Origin of the sequence: Mycoavidus sp. SF9855 (assembly GCF_024582735.1) — a bacterium.
Classification (GTDB): domain Bacteria; phylum Pseudomonadota; class Gammaproteobacteria; order Burkholderiales; family Burkholderiaceae; genus Mycoavidus.
In genome coordinates this window covers 1,728,330-1,745,728 of sequence record NZ_CP102085.1, presented here as the reverse complement: position 1 = coordinate 1,745,728, position 17,399 = coordinate 1,728,330, and the positions used below count along the sequence as shown (strand labels likewise).

9 protein-coding genes and 1 pseudogene are annotated in these 17,399 nt (G+C 49.2%); 8 read left to right on the top strand and 2 right to left on the bottom strand.

Annotated elements, in window-relative coordinates; genetic code table 11:
* Window positions 1-30 precede the first annotated feature (30 nt).
* Both NQD60_RS06910 and NQD60_RS06905 read right to left on the bottom strand, forming a co-directional pair.
* Window positions 31-2,658: a pentapeptide repeat-containing protein gene (locus NQD60_RS06910; RefSeq protein WP_257100209.1), complete on the bottom strand. Its 2,628-nt coding sequence runs from the start codon at window positions 2,656-2,658 to the stop codon at window positions 31-33.
* 102 nt (window positions 2,659-2,760) lie between these two features.
* Window positions 2,761-2,985, bottom strand: a pseudogene (locus tag NQD60_RS06905) (IS5/IS1182 family transposase); the annotation flags it as partial.
* A gap of 437 nt (window positions 2,986-3,422) precedes the next feature.
* On the opposite strand from NQD60_RS06905, the gene NQD60_RS06900 reads away from it, so the two are divergent.
* The 8 genes from NQD60_RS06900 (at window position 3,423) to NQD60_RS06865 (ending at window position 17,341) form a co-directional block, all read left to right on the top strand.
* Window positions 3,423-7,751, top strand: a complete 4,329-nt coding sequence (locus tag NQD60_RS06900) for an amino acid adenylation domain-containing protein (RefSeq protein ID WP_257100208.1) — start codon at window positions 3,423-3,425, stop codon at window positions 7,749-7,751.
* Window positions 7,752-7,944: 193 nt separating this feature from the next.
* Window positions 7,945-9,408 carry an NAD(P)/FAD-dependent oxidoreductase gene (locus NQD60_RS06895; protein WP_257100207.1) on the top strand — a complete coding sequence of 488 codons (1,464 nt, stop codon included), beginning with the start codon at window positions 7,945-7,947 and terminating at the stop codon, window positions 9,406-9,408.
* A gap of 204 nt (window positions 9,409-9,612) precedes the next feature.
* Window positions 9,613-9,972 carry a hypothetical protein gene (locus NQD60_RS06890; protein WP_257100206.1) on the top strand — a complete coding sequence of 120 codons (360 nt, stop codon included), beginning with the start codon at window positions 9,613-9,615 and terminating at the stop codon, window positions 9,970-9,972.
* Between the two features lie 61 nt (window positions 9,973-10,033).
* The gene (locus NQD60_RS06885; protein ID WP_257100205.1) at window positions 10,034-10,456 is read left to right on the top strand and encodes a tail fiber assembly protein; all 423 of its coding nucleotides are present in this window, start codon (window positions 10,034-10,036) and stop codon (window positions 10,454-10,456) included.
* A 7-nt stretch (window positions 10,457-10,463) separates the two neighbouring features.
* A complete protein-coding gene (locus NQD60_RS06880; protein ID WP_257100204.1) occupies window positions 10,464-10,724 on the top strand; it encodes a holin in 261 nt (86 codons plus the stop codon).
* Window positions 10,724-11,242 carry a lysozyme gene (locus tag NQD60_RS06875; RefSeq protein WP_257100203.1) on the top strand — a complete coding sequence of 173 codons (519 nt, stop codon included), beginning with the start codon at window positions 10,724-10,726 and terminating at the stop codon, window positions 11,240-11,242. Before NQD60_RS06880 ends, NQD60_RS06875 begins: the two co-directional genes overlap by 1 nt.
* The gene (locus tag NQD60_RS06870) at window positions 11,239-11,700 is read left to right on the top strand and encodes a hypothetical protein (protein ID WP_257100202.1); all 462 of its coding nucleotides are present in this window, start codon (window positions 11,239-11,241) and stop codon (window positions 11,698-11,700) included. Before NQD60_RS06875 ends, NQD60_RS06870 begins: the two co-directional genes overlap by 4 nt.
* 310 nt (window positions 11,701-12,010) lie before the next feature.
* On the top strand, window positions 12,011-17,341 hold the full coding sequence (locus NQD60_RS06865; RefSeq protein WP_257100201.1) for an NACHT domain-containing protein: 5,331 nt from the start codon (window positions 12,011-12,013) through the stop codon (window positions 17,339-17,341).
* Window positions 17,342-17,399 lie beyond the last annotated feature (58 nt).

Genomic DNA, 17,399 nt, shown 5'->3' with positions numbered 1-17,399 from the left:
GTTTATTCCGCCAACCTCTGAGTGAGTTGATCAATATGTAGCATCCACGAAGTGACCCGATACACCCACGGCTCTGCGCTGCTGTAAGAGTTTTTTATTCAACTGACTTAAGCCTTGCGCATCTTGAATAGTGGCGTCTGCCAAAACCAGTCTGTCATGCGTAGAACTCCAAGAGAGTCGTACTTGATAGCGCCCCTCGTTTTCGATGACCTGCCAGACACGCACCGATTTATCGTCAGAGCCGGTAACCAAATAGGTGCTATTTAATATCTCTTTCCAGGCAAAGCTATGAATGTTTCCTTGAAAACCTCCCAGCACCGCTAAACACTGACCCGAGCTCGCGTCCCACAGCCGTACCGTCTCGTCCCGGCCACTCGAGGCGATCTGCAGACCGCTCGGTGCATACACCACGCTCCTAACCCCCTCGGTATGCCCTTTTAAGATATGGCCAGCCTCGCCGCTGTGCGTACCCCAAAGCCGCACCGTCTTGTCTAAACTGCCCGAGGCGATCTGCAGACCGCTCGGTGCATACACCACGCTCATAACCGAGTCGGTATGTCCTTTTAAGATGTAGTCAGCCTCCCCGCTGTGCGCGTCCCACAGACATACCGTCTTGTCGTGACTAGCAGAAACGATCTGATCACCGCTCGGCGAATACACCACGCTACTAACAGCGTCGATATGCCCTTGTAACGTGTGGCGGAGCTGCCCGCTGTGCACGTCCCACAGACGCACCGTCTTGTCCCAACTGCCCGAAGCAATCTGATCACCACTCGGCGAATACGCTACGCTCGCAACCCAACCGAAATGTCCCACTAAGGTGTGACTAAGCTGCCCACTGTGCGCGTCCCACAGACACACCGTCTTGTCCCAACTGCCCGAGGCAATCTGCTGGCCACTGGGCGCATACACCACGCTACTAACCGTATCGGTATGCCCTTTTAAGGTGTGGCCAGCCTCACCGCTGTGCACGTCCCACAGACGCACCGTCTTGTCGCGACTAGCAGAAGCGATCTGATCACCGCTCGGCGAATACACTACGCTACTAACAGTGTCGAGATGCCCTTGTATGGTGTGGGCAGCCTCCGCGCTAAACGCGTCCCACAGCCGCACCGTTTTGTCAGCACCGCCCGAAGCAATCTGATCACCGCTCGGCGAATACGCCACGCTACGAATTACGCTGGTATGCCCGTGTAAGGTGCGACTGGCCTCCCCGCTGTGCGCGTCCCACAACCGCACTGTGTTGCCATAACCGCCCGAAACAATCTGTTTACCACTCGGCGAATACGCTACGCTCATAGCAGAAGAGATATTTTCTTGTATGGTCTGATCAGCCTCTGCGCTGTGCGCGTTCCATAGATGTATCGTCTTATCCGAAGCGCTCGAGGCAATCTGATCACCGTTGGGCGAGTACGCCACGCTCGAAGTCCAACCGGTATGTCCTAAGGTGTAGCTGAGCTGCCCACTGTGCGCGTCCCATAGACGCACCGTCTTGTCCACGCTACCCGAGGAGGCGATTTGATTTCCATTGGGCGAATACGCCACGCCACTAACACGCTCGGTATGCCCTTCTAAGATATGGCCGGCCTCTCCACTGTGCGCGTCCCACAGACGCACCGTATTGTCATGACCGCCCGCGGCAATCTGATCACCGTTGGGCGAATACGCCACGCTATTAACCCAACCAGTATGTCCCACTAAGGTATGACTGAGCTGCCAGCTTTGCGTGTCCCACAGACGCACCGTCCGGTCGGCACTGGCAGAGGCAATCTGATGACCTCTAGGCGAATACGTCACGCTCTTAACGTCGCCGGTATGCCCGTGTAAGGTGCAAATTTTCTCCCAGCTCGAAGTGTCGTAGATGCTGATCGCGCCGTTTCCGAGGCCTACTGCACATGCCTTCCCATCCGGCGAATACACGCAGGAATTGACTGAACTCTTTTCTTGGAGATAAGGCCATTCGCCAAACCGTACCCCTGCCATTTTGGCTGCGCTTAAATTCGCCTGACGCAGCCAGCCTCCACTAAAATTGACTCCGCTCAAATCCGATTCCTGTAATTGGGCTGAATCGAATACCCCATAACTTAAATCTGCGCCAGGCACGCGGATTCCTTTGAGGTCTTTATGATTGAATTGCACGCCTGCTTTAACCAGCAACGTCAGTGCATTAGCCGCTATCGCCTGCACCTCCTCGGCTTTAGATCGCTCTACCCAGTGCAATAACTTTTCTTTTAGTCGGACATCTTGCTGAACGCTTTCTCGTAAAAGCGCAAATATTTTTGGGTTGTTAACAACGCATACCAGCTCAAAAAGTCTAAATTTCTCTACTACCTTATCGAGTTGCGCTGAGTCAGAAAGCTTTTGCAATTGAACTAATGCAAATTGTTTTAATTCTTCATCTGGGCGGATTAAAGAGCGTTGATATCCAGTTTGAATTCTCTCTTTGATTAAGTGTAATTTCAGTGCAGGGGAATCTATCAGTTCACCATCACGAGTCACTGTCGTTAAGGCTTTAAACAAATTCTGCCGGTTCGAAAAATCCAGATGGTTTTCTATTTGTTCTCGAACCTCCAGCGGAAACGAGAGAAAACCAGATTCGGTGGATTTTTGTGCTGCCGGATAATGCGGATTGATCGAACTTGAAATTGGGCTAAACATAAATCTTGTTTCATTAAAAATAAAATTTCCGAATTTTAAAAGTCGGTCCTGAATAAATCGTTTTGCGTACTATTTAATCTAAGAGCTGAAACCAACAGCAAAATCAGACAAATTGAAGGCGTATTGCAGATACAGTAAGCCTGCTATGAGCCGCGGCGAAGTCGCCGGTCGACTTCTGCCTGAAGTGAGGCTCTCACTCATCAACACGCTAAACCGATCACAGTTGATTAAACCCGCCAGTCGCACCAACGGATGCTCCATATTGATCTGTTCGTTTAGCGGATACCGGAATAAATCTTCTTCACCCACTCGTGCTTTTGGTCCTATTCTCGCCTCATCACAAATTGCAAGATGCCATTTTCTTGCAATTTATGCCACTCTATTTCGACGAAAAATCTTACCACAAAAGAGCTTACGAGTTATTCAGGGCCGACTCCTTAGCGCTCTTACCCGCTTGCACTAGCTCTATGATTTGTTGACGAAAGGCCGCTGGATACGGCGCTTTGGATTGACGCATTACGAACTCCTTTTCGGTAGTTTAAAAGTGTCCGCGAAAAGCAGTCAACTTCACGTGAAGAAATCAAAGTTTTCAGAAAGTCAGATCATAAGTATTTTGAAGCCCCGAGAGTTTCGATTGCTGAATTTGCCCAAGTGCAATTTAGAGTGGAATCTCTCACCATTGACTTCTCACTTCAATTTATCTAGCGTTCGCCTTAGCCCAGCAATTTATGGTAAGTTTTTTTGATTTTTGCTCGAGGTGATTTATGATTGCAGGCACAAAGCAGTTTCACTTATCCGCTGCGCAAAGAGAAATCTGGCTATCTCAGCAAATTCATTTAGAAAGCCCTGCCTACAACATTAGCCAGTTCACAAAAATTCATGGTGCTGTTGATCCAAGCTTGTTCGAGGCAGCTTTGCGGCAGGTAATCTCAGAAGCAGAAAGTCTGCGTCTACAGTTCATCGAAAGCAGCGATGGACTTGAACAATGGGTTGGCTCACCGGATTGGTCACTCCCTTTGATTGATCTCAGTGCAAAAATTGATCCCCAGACTGCTGCCGAAGCCTGGATGAAAGCAGATTACGAACAGCCAACCGACCTTCTGCATGGCCCACTGTTTAGCTATGCGTTATTAAAAATTGCCCCTGACCAATTTCTTTGGTATCAACGCTATCATCATATTGTGGTGGACGGGGCTGGGCGCGCCCTTATCGCGCGGCGCGCGGCGCAGGTATATAGCTCGCGGGTCAAGGGCGTAGCGACGAATGAGAACCCCTTTGGGCCCGTATCGGTGCTATTAGCAAATGATACTTGCTACCGTGCTTCTGATCAATTTACAGAAGACCAAGCATATTGGCTTAAGCACTGCACGGATTGGCCCGAGCCAGTGATGCTTACAGATCGGCAAGCCCCCGCTTCGCATCGTCATCTCCGTCAGACAACTTACCTCTCTTCTCAAGCAGTGCAGACTTACGCTTCTGGTGCAAATCGTCGTTTCGCGCAGTTTATGGTAGCGGCTATGGCAGCATACCTTCATCGTTGGACCGGCATCCAGGACGTGGTAATTGGCCTTCCGGTAATGGCTCGCTTTGGCGAAAGTCGGCTCATTCCTGGCATGACATCTAATGTCTTGCCTCTCAGGTTCACTGTGCAATCTGATATGAGTCTCTCTTCGTTGATGGAAAAGGCCGCGCAAGAGATTCAATGTGTGCTTCAACATCAACGCTACCGTAGTGAAGAGTTAAAGAGAGGATTTAGGCTAGGGCAAAGTCAACGATTGTTTGGTCCCATAATCAATCTTATGTTGTTTGATGGTGGCCTTTCTTTTGGCGGGCATTTATCGACCACTCATAATCTCAACAATGGGCCGGTCGAAGATTTGATGATCGCGGTCTATACTTCACCCGACAATAGTTCACTACGGATTGACTTCGACGCGAATCCCGCACTTTATACGGCAGATGAGCTGATTGCACACCAGCGCCGCTTTTTAAAGTTACTTGATGCTCTGGTCACCGAGCCAGAGCAGTTAATTAGTAGCATCGACCTACTGGATGCTACGGAGCGGCGGCAGCTACTGGTTGAATGGAATGCGACAGAGCGTGATTATCCAAAACATCAGTGTGTTCACCAGTTGTTTGAGAAGCAAGTAGCTCGCACGCCAGAAGCTACTGCGCTCGTGTACGAGGAACAAAAATTAAGTTACGCCGAACTCAATGCACGCGCTAACCACCTCGCCCATCAGCTTATAGAGTTAGGCGTTCAACCTGGTGAGTATATTACTACGTTGCTTAAGCGTTCTATTGAACTGGTTACGGCTCAATTGGCAATCTTCAAAGCGGGTGCAGTCTATGTGCCGATTGACCCCCAGGCTCCTGCGGAGCGGCAAATCTGGATCATGGCTGATTGCGCAGCGCGCCTATTGATCACCGATACCCACACCAAAACCCCAGATGCACTACTTACGCCCTTGCTGCGTTTGACTTCAAGTAGCACAAATAAAACGGACACGCTCAGCGCTTATCTCAACCCAGTCCGCTCTAGTCTTGATACCGCTTATGTAATGTACACTTCTGGCTCCACTGGAACCCCTAAAGGGGTGCTGGTGCCACATCGTGCGATTGCCCGCCTGGTTATTAATAATGGCTATAGCGACATCGGAGTTAATGACCGTGTAGCCTTTGCAGCCAATCCTGCTTTTGACGCGAGCACTTTTGAAATTTGGGCACCATTGCTGAATGGGGGAAGCCTTGTTGTGATAGATCACAGCACCGTCCTTACGCCCGATCTTTTTGTGCAGACTTTGCAGGAAAAGCGGGTTAACGTTATGTGGCTGACCGTTGGTTTATTCAACCAACTTGTGGAAATGCTAGCGCCGGTATTTCCTCAACTTAAGACATTGATTGTGGGTGGAGATGCGCTCGATGCTAAAGTTATTACAAAAGTACTGCGTAATAATCCACCACAACAATTGCTCAACGGATATGGTCCAACCGAAAGCACCACCTTTGCCGCGACCTATAGAATTGCTTCGCTTCCAGAAGAGGCCGTAAATGTCCCTATCGGCCGACCCATCGCGAACACTCAGCTCTACCTGTTAGACACACGCGGTCAGCCCGTGCCGTTGGGAGCCGTGGGTGAGCTGTACATTGGTGGGGCTGGTGTTGCGCGTGGTTATCTGAACCGTCCCGAGTTGACTGCGGAGCGGTTTCTTCCTGATCCGTTTAGCGAGCATGAAAATGCCCGCATGTACAAGACAGGCGACCTAGCTCGTTACCTGCCCGATGGTAATCTGTTGTTCCTTGGCCGCAACGACCATCAGGTTAAAATCCGCGGTTTTCGGATCGAAACGCGCGAAGTTGAGGCGCGCCTCGTTGAGCATCCGCTAGTGCGGGAGGCCGCCGTGCTCGTACTGGATAAAGGCAGCAACAAATGCTTAGTCGCCTATGTCGTGGCTAAATTCGGCGAACAGATCGCCCGTACGCTACGCGCACACTTAACGGCCAAGCTGCCTGAGTACATGATACCAGCCGCCTTCGTGTGCCTGGATGAGCTACCGCTTACACCCAACGGCAAACTCGACCGTCGGGCTCTGCCAGTGCCGGATGACAAAGCATTGGCCTATCAGGTCTACCAAGCGCCACAAGGCAAAATCGAGACCAAACTCGCAGCAATTTGGACCGAATTACTGAATGCCGAACAGATTGGCCGTCACGACAGCTTCTTCGATCTGGGGGGAAATTCCCTATCGGCGGTATGGTTAGCTCTGCAAATACAAAATATCTTTAAGGTAAAAATATCTGTTCGGATGCTGTTTGAAGCCCCCAGTATTGCAAAATTCGCTGAGCGTCTTGAATCAAATACACTGACTTTGACTCACTCGAAAGCCTATGCTAAGACAACACAACAGATAAGGTCTGATGCCGTATTAGAACAAGAGGTTATCAAGCGAACTAACCCATGTACTACCCCTGGCGTTTGGAACCATGTATTGCTTACTGGTGCAACGGGGTTTGTGGGCGGTTATTTGTTAACCGAGCTACTATCTCAAACTACCGCGCATATTACTTGTTTGATAAAAGCCAAAAATGAACAAGAAGCGATGCAACGGCTATTGTCCACGCTTGAGGAAATCAGTCAATGTGGAATCGATCAGAGCCGTCTTTCGGTGATCTGTGGTGATTTAACTCATGACAAACTTGGCTTAGCAGAAACTCAATTAACTGTACTGGCGGATAAATTTGATACGATTATCCATAATGGGGCAATGGTCAACCATTTTTTCTCTTACCAGGAATTGCGCCAAGCTAATGTACTTGCCACCAAAACCCTTATTGGTCTTGCCGCGACAGGACGTGAAAAAAGCTTTCACTATATTTCTACTCTGTCTGTGGCTCCCTGGAAAGGCTTGGATATTTTCACAGAGGATAGTGAGATAGCCATAGAGCCTATTCAGAATGGTTATGTGCAAAGTAAATGGGTTGCGGAGCGACTCGTTAGCGCTGTAGCAAAACGAGGTGTCTCATGCGGTATTTATCGCCTTGGGCGGATTACAGCTGATTCCATTACAGGACGCTTTAATGAAAATGACCGTTTTTATCGTACTGTGCGCGCCATGGCAACGCTCGGCATTGCATTTGATGTTGACTCGTGCATGAAAACGCCTGTGGATCAGGCTGCTCGAGCGATTATCAAATTAGCGTTACATCAGAAAGAATCTCACCAAATTGCCCATATTATGAGTGATCAACCATTGGAGCCAGACGAATTTATAGCGCATCTGCGCTATAAAGGTGTAAACATTTTTGAGAAAAAAATAAGTCAACACGCATGGTACAAAGAGGTAGAACATATGGCAATAAAAACATCAGATGAAAATCTGATCTCTTTATTATCGATATGCGATGAATCGAAAATGAATAAAGCAACCATGGACAAAGAGTTCGTAAAATGGTGTTCACAGAAAACTATAAATAAGCTAGCTGCGCTAGGTTTCGAGTATTCCAATTCAAAAGAAGATTATGCGAAATCGACTATAAATTTCCTACTGAAGACATACGGAGCCAGTGATCTAATTGCAGATCGGCTTCCTTAGTTGCATAATTTTCCGCATAAAATGAATCGTGTCCGCGCATATATAGGCAACAGGATCGGGATAGTAGTCGGATTTATTTAATACGTTTGCGAGTGTATGGAGGGAGGATTGGAGGTTGCCGTTTAAACTCCAGAAACCTATACCAATCGAATTTGTGTTTTTAGAGTGGGAAACCACGTGAGGAGAGGTGATTGTGGATCAAGGCCCGAAAAATACGCCAAAGATAGTCATTATTGGTGCCGGCTTGTCTGGCATCCTAATGGGGATTCAATTGCTAAAAGAAGGCATAAAGACTTTTGAGATTCTCGAAATGGGAGAATCGGTTGGCGGTACTTGGCGTGACAATACCTATCCTGGCCTATGCTGTGATGTTCCAGCTCACGCTTACTCTTATACTTTCGAGCCTAACTGGAAGTGGCGTGGAGTACATGCCGAAGGCCACGAGATACGGGAGTATTTTGAACACTGTGCAGACAAGTATGGCCTGAAACCTTTTTTGCATTTCAATACGCGTGTGAACCGGATTACCCGAGAAGACGATGCTTGGACTATTGCAACCGAGGACGGGTTGTTGCGTCGCGCTGATATAGTTGTAAGCTGCATGGGTTGGCTGGTATACCCGAAGTCTCCCGAAATTATGGGGTTGGAAAACTTTACCGGACAATACTTCCATAGCGCATGCTGGGACCACACTGTGTCGTTAGATGGTAAGCGTGTCGGCGTCATTGGTACCGGCTCGAGCGCAATCCAAATTACTAGTGCATTGGTAGAGCGGGTCGCGCATTTCTCCCTGTTTCAACGCACACCAGCGTGGATCTTACAAAATGCACAGAAGCCCAGGCCCGATTGGCTGCGTGGCCTGCAGCGTAAAATACCTATACTGGCCAAGCTCAGCGGCAGAATTCAGCAGTTAAATATGGAGCGTAACTTCTCATCTGCACTATCTGGTAATCGCAAGACCATGAGTGTGCTTGAGTCTGTGTGTCAAAATAATCTCGACAAGGTACGTGATCCAGAGTTAAAGAAAAAGCTAACACCGAATTACTCTGTTGGTTGTAAGCGCATCGTTATTTCCAACACATTTTATGACTCCATCCAACAACCCAACGCACAGTTGGTAACAGATAACATTCAGCACATAGAGCCAGGCGGCGTTCGCACCCGCGATGGACGCCTACACGAACTTGACGTAATGATCTTCGCTACGGGCTTCCACACGATGGACTATATACGCAACATGACCATTACCGGTGTGCAAGGACAGAATTTGAGAGATGTTTGGGCGGACGGGGCTCAAGCACTCCGTTCAATCTGCATTGCAGGGTTCCCGAATTTGTTTATGATTGGCGGTCCGCATAGTCCCCTCGGTAATTTTCCGATCACCGGTCTCTCTGAAACCCAGGTACGCTACGTCATGCATTTCATTCGCATGATTAAGCGTGGGAAGGTTCGAACTGTTACTGCAAAGCTTAGCGCCCAAGACCAGTATAATGAAATGCTTCGGAACGCCCTCAAAGGCACCGTCTGGGATAGTGGTTGTTCAAGCTGGTACCTCAACGCTAAAGGTCAACCAGCCATTTACCCATTTACGCCAAAACAGTATCGAAAGGACCTATGCAGGCCAGATTTTACAGAATTTGAGATGAGCTCCAGCTAGATTTTTACTTGTGGAAGTCTTTGCGTACTTGACACTGTGGGAATTGACATAGGAAAGGGCGAAAAACTATTTATGTATGAGCCAGGCATCCTCCGCTGCGCTTCGCAAGCAGGCTAGCTTAAACAGAGAAAAAATCCATCATTAACAAAAACTGACCTTGCCCACGCAGCCATTCTGGCTGCGTTTACTGGGCCTGACCATCAATTGCTCGAAGGTGATGGGTTCCAAAAATTGCCTGGTGGGCTGATTCTCCAATGGGGGCGAAAAGAAACCACGGTCCATTCATCAACAAAGATTACGTTTCCAGTGGATTTTCCAACAACCAAACTGGTCGTTATCGTCACGGTTGTTGAAGACCTCAGAAATATTATCGCAATCCCTGTATACGCGACCAAACAATATGACAGCGACAAGGTTGACCCATGGGACAGAGATGTCGTCACAGCATACTCCGAATTTAATGTCCACGGACGTTATGGAGGTAGAGTGAATGTGCGCAAAACGCCCCATGACGACGAATGGGCCAACAGATGTTGGTTAGATTGGTTTGCCCTTGGGTATTGAGACAAACCAGATGAAATTCGAAACAACTTAGACTCATACTCAAAACAAACCGAACACTTTCATGTTTTATTATTCAAAATCGACCGGCGGTTTTTACTGCGTTGGGATACACGGCAACAAAATTCCACCAGATGCCGTTGCCATTACTCGCGACGAACACACGGCATTGTTCAACGCTCAATCTAAAGGCAAAACCATTCAGGCAAATGACGAGGGCTACCCGGTTGCCGTCGATCCGCCATCTCCTACACCTGAACAGCGAGCGGAAATGGCTTTACACCAACGTGACGCATTGATGAATGAAGCGACTTTAAAGATCGCGCCTTTACAAGATGCTGTCGAGCTTGATATCGCAACAGCCCCCGAGAAAAAGAATTTAAATGCATGGAAATTGTATCGTGTAGCGCTTAACCGGATCGAACAGCAGCCAGGCTTTCCAACTCAAATCGACTGGCCTAAAGCGCCTGACGAGATAGACGACTGAAACATTTTTGAGGGATAGCAATTCAATGAAAGAGGATGCGATTAGCACGAGTATCGATGCGACTTTGGCCGCTGCGGGTAGCAAAGCAACAGTAGTAGGGAGTGGGACAACCCTAGTGAGTTGGTTGCTCTCTTCTGAATTTGGTGTGTTGGTTGGTTTGATTTTGAGTATTGCAGGTTTTTTAATCAATCTGTATTTCAAGGCGCGACGGGATAGGCGAGACCAGCGGGAACATGAAGCCCGAATGGGTAGGATACTGGAGCGGTAGTGAATCATAAGGCACGTATTGTTATCGCTGCACTCTCTCTCAGTGCTATTGGCTTTGTCAGTATTATAGAAAGCGAGGGCTTTACCCGTAAAGCCATTATCCCTGTCAAAGGGGACCGGCTGACCATTGGTTTAGGCTCGACGGTCTACCCCGATGGCGCTTCTGTAAAAATCACGGATACCATCACAGTGCCACGTGCCTTAATTGTTGCCCAGGTACATATCAGCAAAGATGAAGAATGGTTCCGAGCATCGATTCCAAACGTAAAATTGTTTCAGGAAGAATACGACTTATATTTGGATTTTGTCTATCAGTATGGCATCGAGAGCTGGCGCACTTCATCCATGCGGCGGCATTTACTGGCCGGTGAATACGAGGCCGCCTGTCATGCTTTACTTAAATACAAATTGCAAGGCGCAGATAAATTCGACTGCTCTACGCCGGGCAATAAACGTTGCTGGGGCGTTTGGACACGCCAGTTAAAGCGGTATTCAAAATGTATGGCGGTGCAATTATGAAACATCTGGCTGTAGCATTGGCAGCAGTTTGTTTGGTAGCCGGTTTTTTCCTCTATGGTAAAGAGGTGGGCAAAGCGGAGATTTATGCCGCATGGACCAGAGATAAACTTGCACAGTCCGAAGCAGCACGTCAAAAAGAAGCCGCACTTCAAATTGCAAAACAGGCAGTAGAGAAACAGTTTTATGAATACAAACAAGCGAATGAGCGTACTGTTGCCAGCCTTGATGCTGATAATCGCAGGTTGCTCGACACAATCGCCTGTTATCGTACAGCCAGTGAAAGTACCATTAACACCGGCGGCTTTCATGGTGACGCTGCCAGCGGTTGGAAGTTTTTCGGCCAGTGCACAGAGCGACATGCAGAAATGGCAAAACAAGCTGACGAAATAAACATAATTGCTCACGGGCTACAAGAGTATTTGCGTGTAGTATTTTTGCCAGCAAACGACTGGAAATAAGTGGCCGGTTTGACACAAGCTATTTAAATAATTTTCCTTGCAACTATGTGACCATCCATAGTGACCCAGAAAGGTATTGCGAGAACAATAGCCAACGAAAAACATTTTTCTTGTTTTTCAACCGCAGTGCCATTAGTATCCATTCAATTTTTTTGTGTCAGGTCGATATGTTCGGCCCAAATCAGCCTCAAGCTAGCTTTTGCGCAAGTTGTATCGACCATGGGCGACGGCAAGATCGCGCTAACAGTGTGCGTTCAAGTAGCTTCGATCTGATCTAATAAATCCGCATTAAAGAAAATGGAGAATAAATATGTTAGGAAATATATCTCACTCGGCGTTACCAGAAACCCTCGCGCGGAACGTTGCTGAACTTTATTTAGGTCAAGCTCGCATTGAGAAGGAAAAGGGACACTTGGATGTGGCGCTGCCCTTATACGATCAGGTGAAAGAAACGCTGAAGTCGCTTGGGAGCGTAAAAGAGTCCTTGAGGAAAGCGCAATATCCTCACACATTAGCCGATGAGACATTGCGAGCGATGATGGCCGATGCTTATTTCGAACGTGGGGAAGTGTTAGAAGGCTTAAGTTTATTTTCCAAAGCAAGGGTCAGCTATTGTAAGGCGGAAACATGGGGGCACGAGGGAGCCAAACATCGTGCGGAAGCTTTGCAAGCCCTTCCATCAGGACATAGCACTCACTCAAGTACACAGATTTTTGCCCAGCCTGCCTCAAGGCCTTTGCAGCAGCCGGTTACCTCTGCCCAAGAAAAAAGCGGTCTGGTGGATTATCTGTTTAAAAAGGCGCTGTTGACGCTGAGTTCTTTAGAGGTGTCGAAGAAACCTAGCCTGTTTCTAGTGTATGCCCATGACAATGCAGCGCACGGAGAAGCGAAGGCCTCGACGTCTAAATATTTAATCAATAATTTATCAAAAATCCGAGGGGTGACGCTCTATTCGGATCAAACGCCGATAGGGCAAGCGTATGCAAATTCGGATGAAAATCTGAAAGAGGATGGCAAGCTAGAAGACATCTTAACCAATCAGCTCTGCTTGCTGCCTCATCAGTTGCGAGCGGATGTTAAACCGGTGGATAAGGTAATTGTGTGTTGTTCTGATGTCTTAGGAAGCTACCTAAAAGGACAGTCCTATAAAGAGTTTTGCGATGAGCTTAAAGTAGCCTACGAAAAAGATCGAGAAGCCTATCGCCAAGACAGCAATCAAAAGGGTACTACAGCTTTACGTGAGGTAGTCAAAAAATTTTCCGAAGAGGAAAAATATATGGCGGACTTCCATCATGTATTGACGGAAATGGCCTTTTTGGAAATTCGCGCAAAGTATCGCGAAGGTCAGCACGGGATTATCCCGGTTTCGTTAACGCCCAATAGCTATGACTATTGCCTGAAGGATTTTATTAGATCGACGACGGTGCGGATGGAAGATCCTCTGCGCTTTGATTGGCAAGTCCAAAAAGGAGAAGAAGTCTATCTGAACCAAGGTTCACATGGTGTGCTGTTTAAGGTGATCGAGCGGCTGTTAGCGGGCAGCAATGAAGCGAAAACGTTTCTGGATAAGTTTTGGACGGGGCACAGCAATGTTATATCGCGTTTAAAGAGCGATGCAAATTTTGGCAAGCTAGAATTTGCGGAACTCTTAGACGGTATCTTCGATGATGTACGGACAACGCTGCACAAGCAACTTGCGTCCACTGTGCAGCAAGAACACGAACAGTTGCAGGTGTTCCGTGCCGACCCTAGGGCCGCGCTGAAGGAACAGTATTCGCTAGCCCTAACGCAAAATGAGGCGTTTCAAGAGACCCTAAAGCTCTATGTTGAACCGCGCTGCCGAGCGAATATTAATGGGGAGAGCAAAACCTTTGAGCTCTTACCCCAAGTTCAAGCCTTTCTAAAAGATAAGCAGGTGATTTTGTTGACGGGAGACTCTGGGGCGGGCAAAACCACCTTCAATCGCCGCCTAGAAAAGCACTTATGGGACCACAAAAAAGAAGACGATGCGATCCCACTGTTTATTTCTCTGCCGAGCATTGATAAGCCTGAGCACGATCTAATCACCAAGGCGTTAAAGAAAAGAGGGCTGTCAGAATTACAGATTCAGAAATTAAAGAAAGAAAACCAAAGGTTTATCTTTATTTTGGATGGGTATGATGAGATACGTCAGACGCAGAATCTGTATGTGAGCAATTCCATCAACCAGGCTGGCGGCTGGCAGGGTCAGATGGTGATTAGTTGTCGCAGCGAATATCTTGGCCAAGACTATCAAAGCCGTTTTCAACCGAATCCAATGCTGCAGGACCAGGACACGTTGTTTCAAGAGGTTGTGGTCGAGCCGTTTTCAGAAGAAGAGAGCGATCAATATCTCAAAAAATATGTAGCGCACAACCCAACGGGCTGGACGGCGCAAGCCTACCGAGAAGCTTTCTCCAAACAATCTAATTTAAAAGACTTGATTAGCAACCCATTTTTGCTGCGGGTGGTGCTAGAAGCGTTGCCGTACATTAAAAAAAAGGGGAAAGCGGCATCCGCAGTCCAGTTACGGATGAGCCTATATGATCAGTTCGTCAAACAATGGTTCGAGCGTAATCAGCAGCGCTTAAGCGCCCAAAGTTTAACGGGCAACCAAAAAGAAGTATTTAGAGAGTTGTATGATGATGGCTTTGCCCAGCACGGCATCGGCTTTGTGAAAGAGTTAGCGGTGCATCTGTATAAAGAAAATGCAGGTAATCCGATTGTCGAATACTCATTGTTCAAAGACAAAGGAAGTTGGAAGGATGCTTTTTTCGGTCGAGAAGAAGAAAATCAACTGCTACGTGAAGCCTGGCCGTTGATCCGAAGTGGCACTGAATACCGCTTTATCCATAAATCGCTGCTGGAATATTTTGTGGCACGAGCGTTGTTTGAGTTGTTCGATGGGTGTATGGATCTAAGCACTCGCCAGCGTCGAGGTAGCGCTGCTTCAGCCTATAGTTTTGAAGAGCACGCTGTTTTGCCGCCCAAAACGCAGCGAGATTTATCGTTAAGCCCAAAGCATTGGATTGGCGATCTGGGCGTTGTGCGCTTGTTGACTGAACGCGTTCAACAAGAGCCCACATTTAAGGCACAGCTGTTAGCGATCATCGAGCGCTCGAAAGCCGATAAAAGCGTACGCGAAACGGCGGCCAATGCAATGACGATTTTGGTCAGAGCGGGAGTACAGTTTAATGGTGCGGATTTAAAAGGCATCCAGATACCCGGAGCAGATCTGAGTTTTGGGTTCTTCGAATCAGCGCAGTTGCAAGGGTCGGATTTAAGAAAGGCTACGCTTCGCGCGAGTTGGCTGCGGGAAGCGAATTTAAGCGGAGCGCAGATGGCTGGTGTGCAGTTTGGCGAATGGCCGTATCTTAAAGAAGAGAGCTATGTCTATTCCTGTGCCTATTCGCCGGATGGAAAGAGCTGCGCGGTAGGGCTTCTTAACGGTAAGATCAGCGTGTATATGACCTCGAATTGGGAAAAAATGCACACCTTAGAAGGACATACCTCCTTTGTTTTGAGCGTGGTGTATTCACCGAGCGGGTTGCAGATCGCCTCGGGGAGCTCTGACCATACGGTGCGTCTGTGGGACGCGGAAAGCGGAGCGGCTGGGCACACCTTACGCGGACATATCTCCGATGTTAATAGCGTGGCGTATTCGCCGAGCGGTTCACAGATCGCCTCGGGGAGTTTGGACAAGACGGTGCGTCTGTGGGACGCGGAAAGCGGAGCGGCTGGTCACACCTTAGAAGGACATATCTCCTATGTTAGTAGCGTGGTGTATTCGCCGAGCGGTTCGCAGATCGCCTCGGGGAGTGATGACAAGACGGTGCGTCTGTGGGACGCGCACAGCGGAGCCCTTGTGCACACCTTAGAAGGACATACCAAGGGTGTGACTAGCGTGGTGTATTCGCCGAGCGGATCTCAGCTCGCCTCGGGCAGTAGGGACCATACGGTGCGTCTGTGGGACGTGGAAAGCGGAGCGGCTGGGCACACCTTACGCGGACATATCTCCGATGTTAATAGCGTGGCGTATTCGCCGAGCGGTTCGCAGATCGCCTCGGGGAGTTTGGACAAGACGGTGCGTGTGTGGGACGCGGAAAGCGGAGCGGCTGGTCACACCTTAGAGGGGCATACCTCCTCTGTTAGTAGCGTGGTGTATTCGCCGAGCGGAACGCAGATCGCCTCGGGGAGTGTTGACAAGACGGTGCGTGTGTGGGACGCGGAAAGCGAAGCGGCTGGGCCCACCTTACGCGGACATACCTCCGATGTTAATAGCGTGGCGTATTCGCCGAGCGGTTCGCAGATCGCCTCGAGCAGCGGTGACAAGACGGTGCGTGTGTGGGACGCGGAAAGCGGAGCGGCTGGGCCCACCTTACGCGGACATACCTCCTATGTTAGTAGCGTGGTGTATTCGCCGAGCGGGTTGCAGCTCGCTTCGGGGAGTTCTGACCATACGGTGCGTGTGTGGGACGCGGAAAGCGGAGCGGCTGGGCCCACCTTACGCGGACATATCTCCGATGTTAATAGCGTGGCGTATTCGCCGAGCGGTTCGCAGATCGCCTCGGGGAGTTCTGACAAGACGGTGCGTCTGTGGGACGCACACAGCGGAGCCCTTGTGCACACCTTAGAAGGACATACCAGGGGTGTGACTAGCGTGGTGTATTCGCCGAGCGGATCTCAGCTCGCCTCGGGGAGTGATGACGATACGGTGCGTCTGTGGGACGCGGAAAGCGGAGCGACTGTACACACCTTAGAAGGACATACCTCCTATGTTAGTAGCGTGGTGTATTCGCCGAGCGGATCTCAGCTCGCCTCGGGGAGTGATGACAAGACGGTGCGTCTGTGGGACGCGGAAAGCGGAGCGGCTGGTCACACCTTAGAAGGACATACCTCCTCTGTTTGGAGCGTGGTTTATTCGCCGAGTGGTTCGCAGATCGCCTCGGGCAGTAGGGACCATACGGTGCGTCTGTGGGACGCGGAAAGCGGAGCGGCTGGTCACACCTTAAAAGGACATACCGCTAATGTTTGGAGCGTGGTGTATTCGCCGAGCGGATCTCAGCTCGCCTCGAGCAGCGGTGACAAGACGGTGCGTGTGTGGGATGTTGCCTCGGGTGAGTGTCGTGCGGTGATTAAAGGTTTTGGGGGAGGTATCACTAGTGTTGCCTGGAAAACAACCGGAGACGGCAGCTATTTGGTGACTGGCAGTGCTGATAAATCAGTGCGCCGGTGGGAGGTGAAAAAAGAAGGGGAAGAGACAAAAGCGATGTTATGCTGGAGTTCGGGGCATGAAGTCCTGACAGTGAATGATACGTTATTGGAAGGTGTGCGAAGGTTAAGCGAGGTTAACGAGAAGCTTTTGAGGCAACGTGGAGCGGTTGGAGAGCCGTTATTATCGGTGGGTAAGATAGGGAGGAAAATTCAAAGCGAATTGTCGGTGGTATCGAGATGGAAGCTAGAATCGACGAGAGGGAAATTGGAACGGGCCGTGGCGAATTCGTCGGACAGTGAGCTTACTCGCCAATTTGAAGCGTCTGAGCCGACTTCATTGGGCAGTAGCGAGCCCCCGGTGATGCCGAAATTGAGGCGCTGGTATAAGCGTGGTTTTGATAGGGCGTAGCGAAAGGCGCGCGAGGGTCTTTCGCTACGGATTTTTGATGCTCCAATTTACATGGGGC

Coding starts and splice junctions, on each gene's coding strand:
- NQD60_RS06910 (WP_257100209.1), bottom strand. CDS start 2,658: ATGTTTAGCCCAATTTCAAGTTCGATCAATCCGCATTATCCGGCAGCA.
- NQD60_RS06900 (WP_257100208.1), top strand. CDS start 3,423: ATGATTGCAGGCACAAAGCAGTTTCACTTATCCGCTGCGCAAAGAGAA.
- NQD60_RS06885 (WP_257100205.1), top strand. CDS start 10,034: ATGTTTTATTATTCAAAATCGACCGGCGGTTTTTACTGCGTTGGGATA.
- NQD60_RS06870 (WP_257100202.1), top strand. CDS start 11,239: ATGAAACATCTGGCTGTAGCATTGGCAGCAGTTTGTTTGGTAGCCGGT.
- NQD60_RS06865 (WP_257100201.1), top strand. CDS start 12,011: ATGTTAGGAAATATATCTCACTCGGCGTTACCAGAAACCCTCGCGCGG.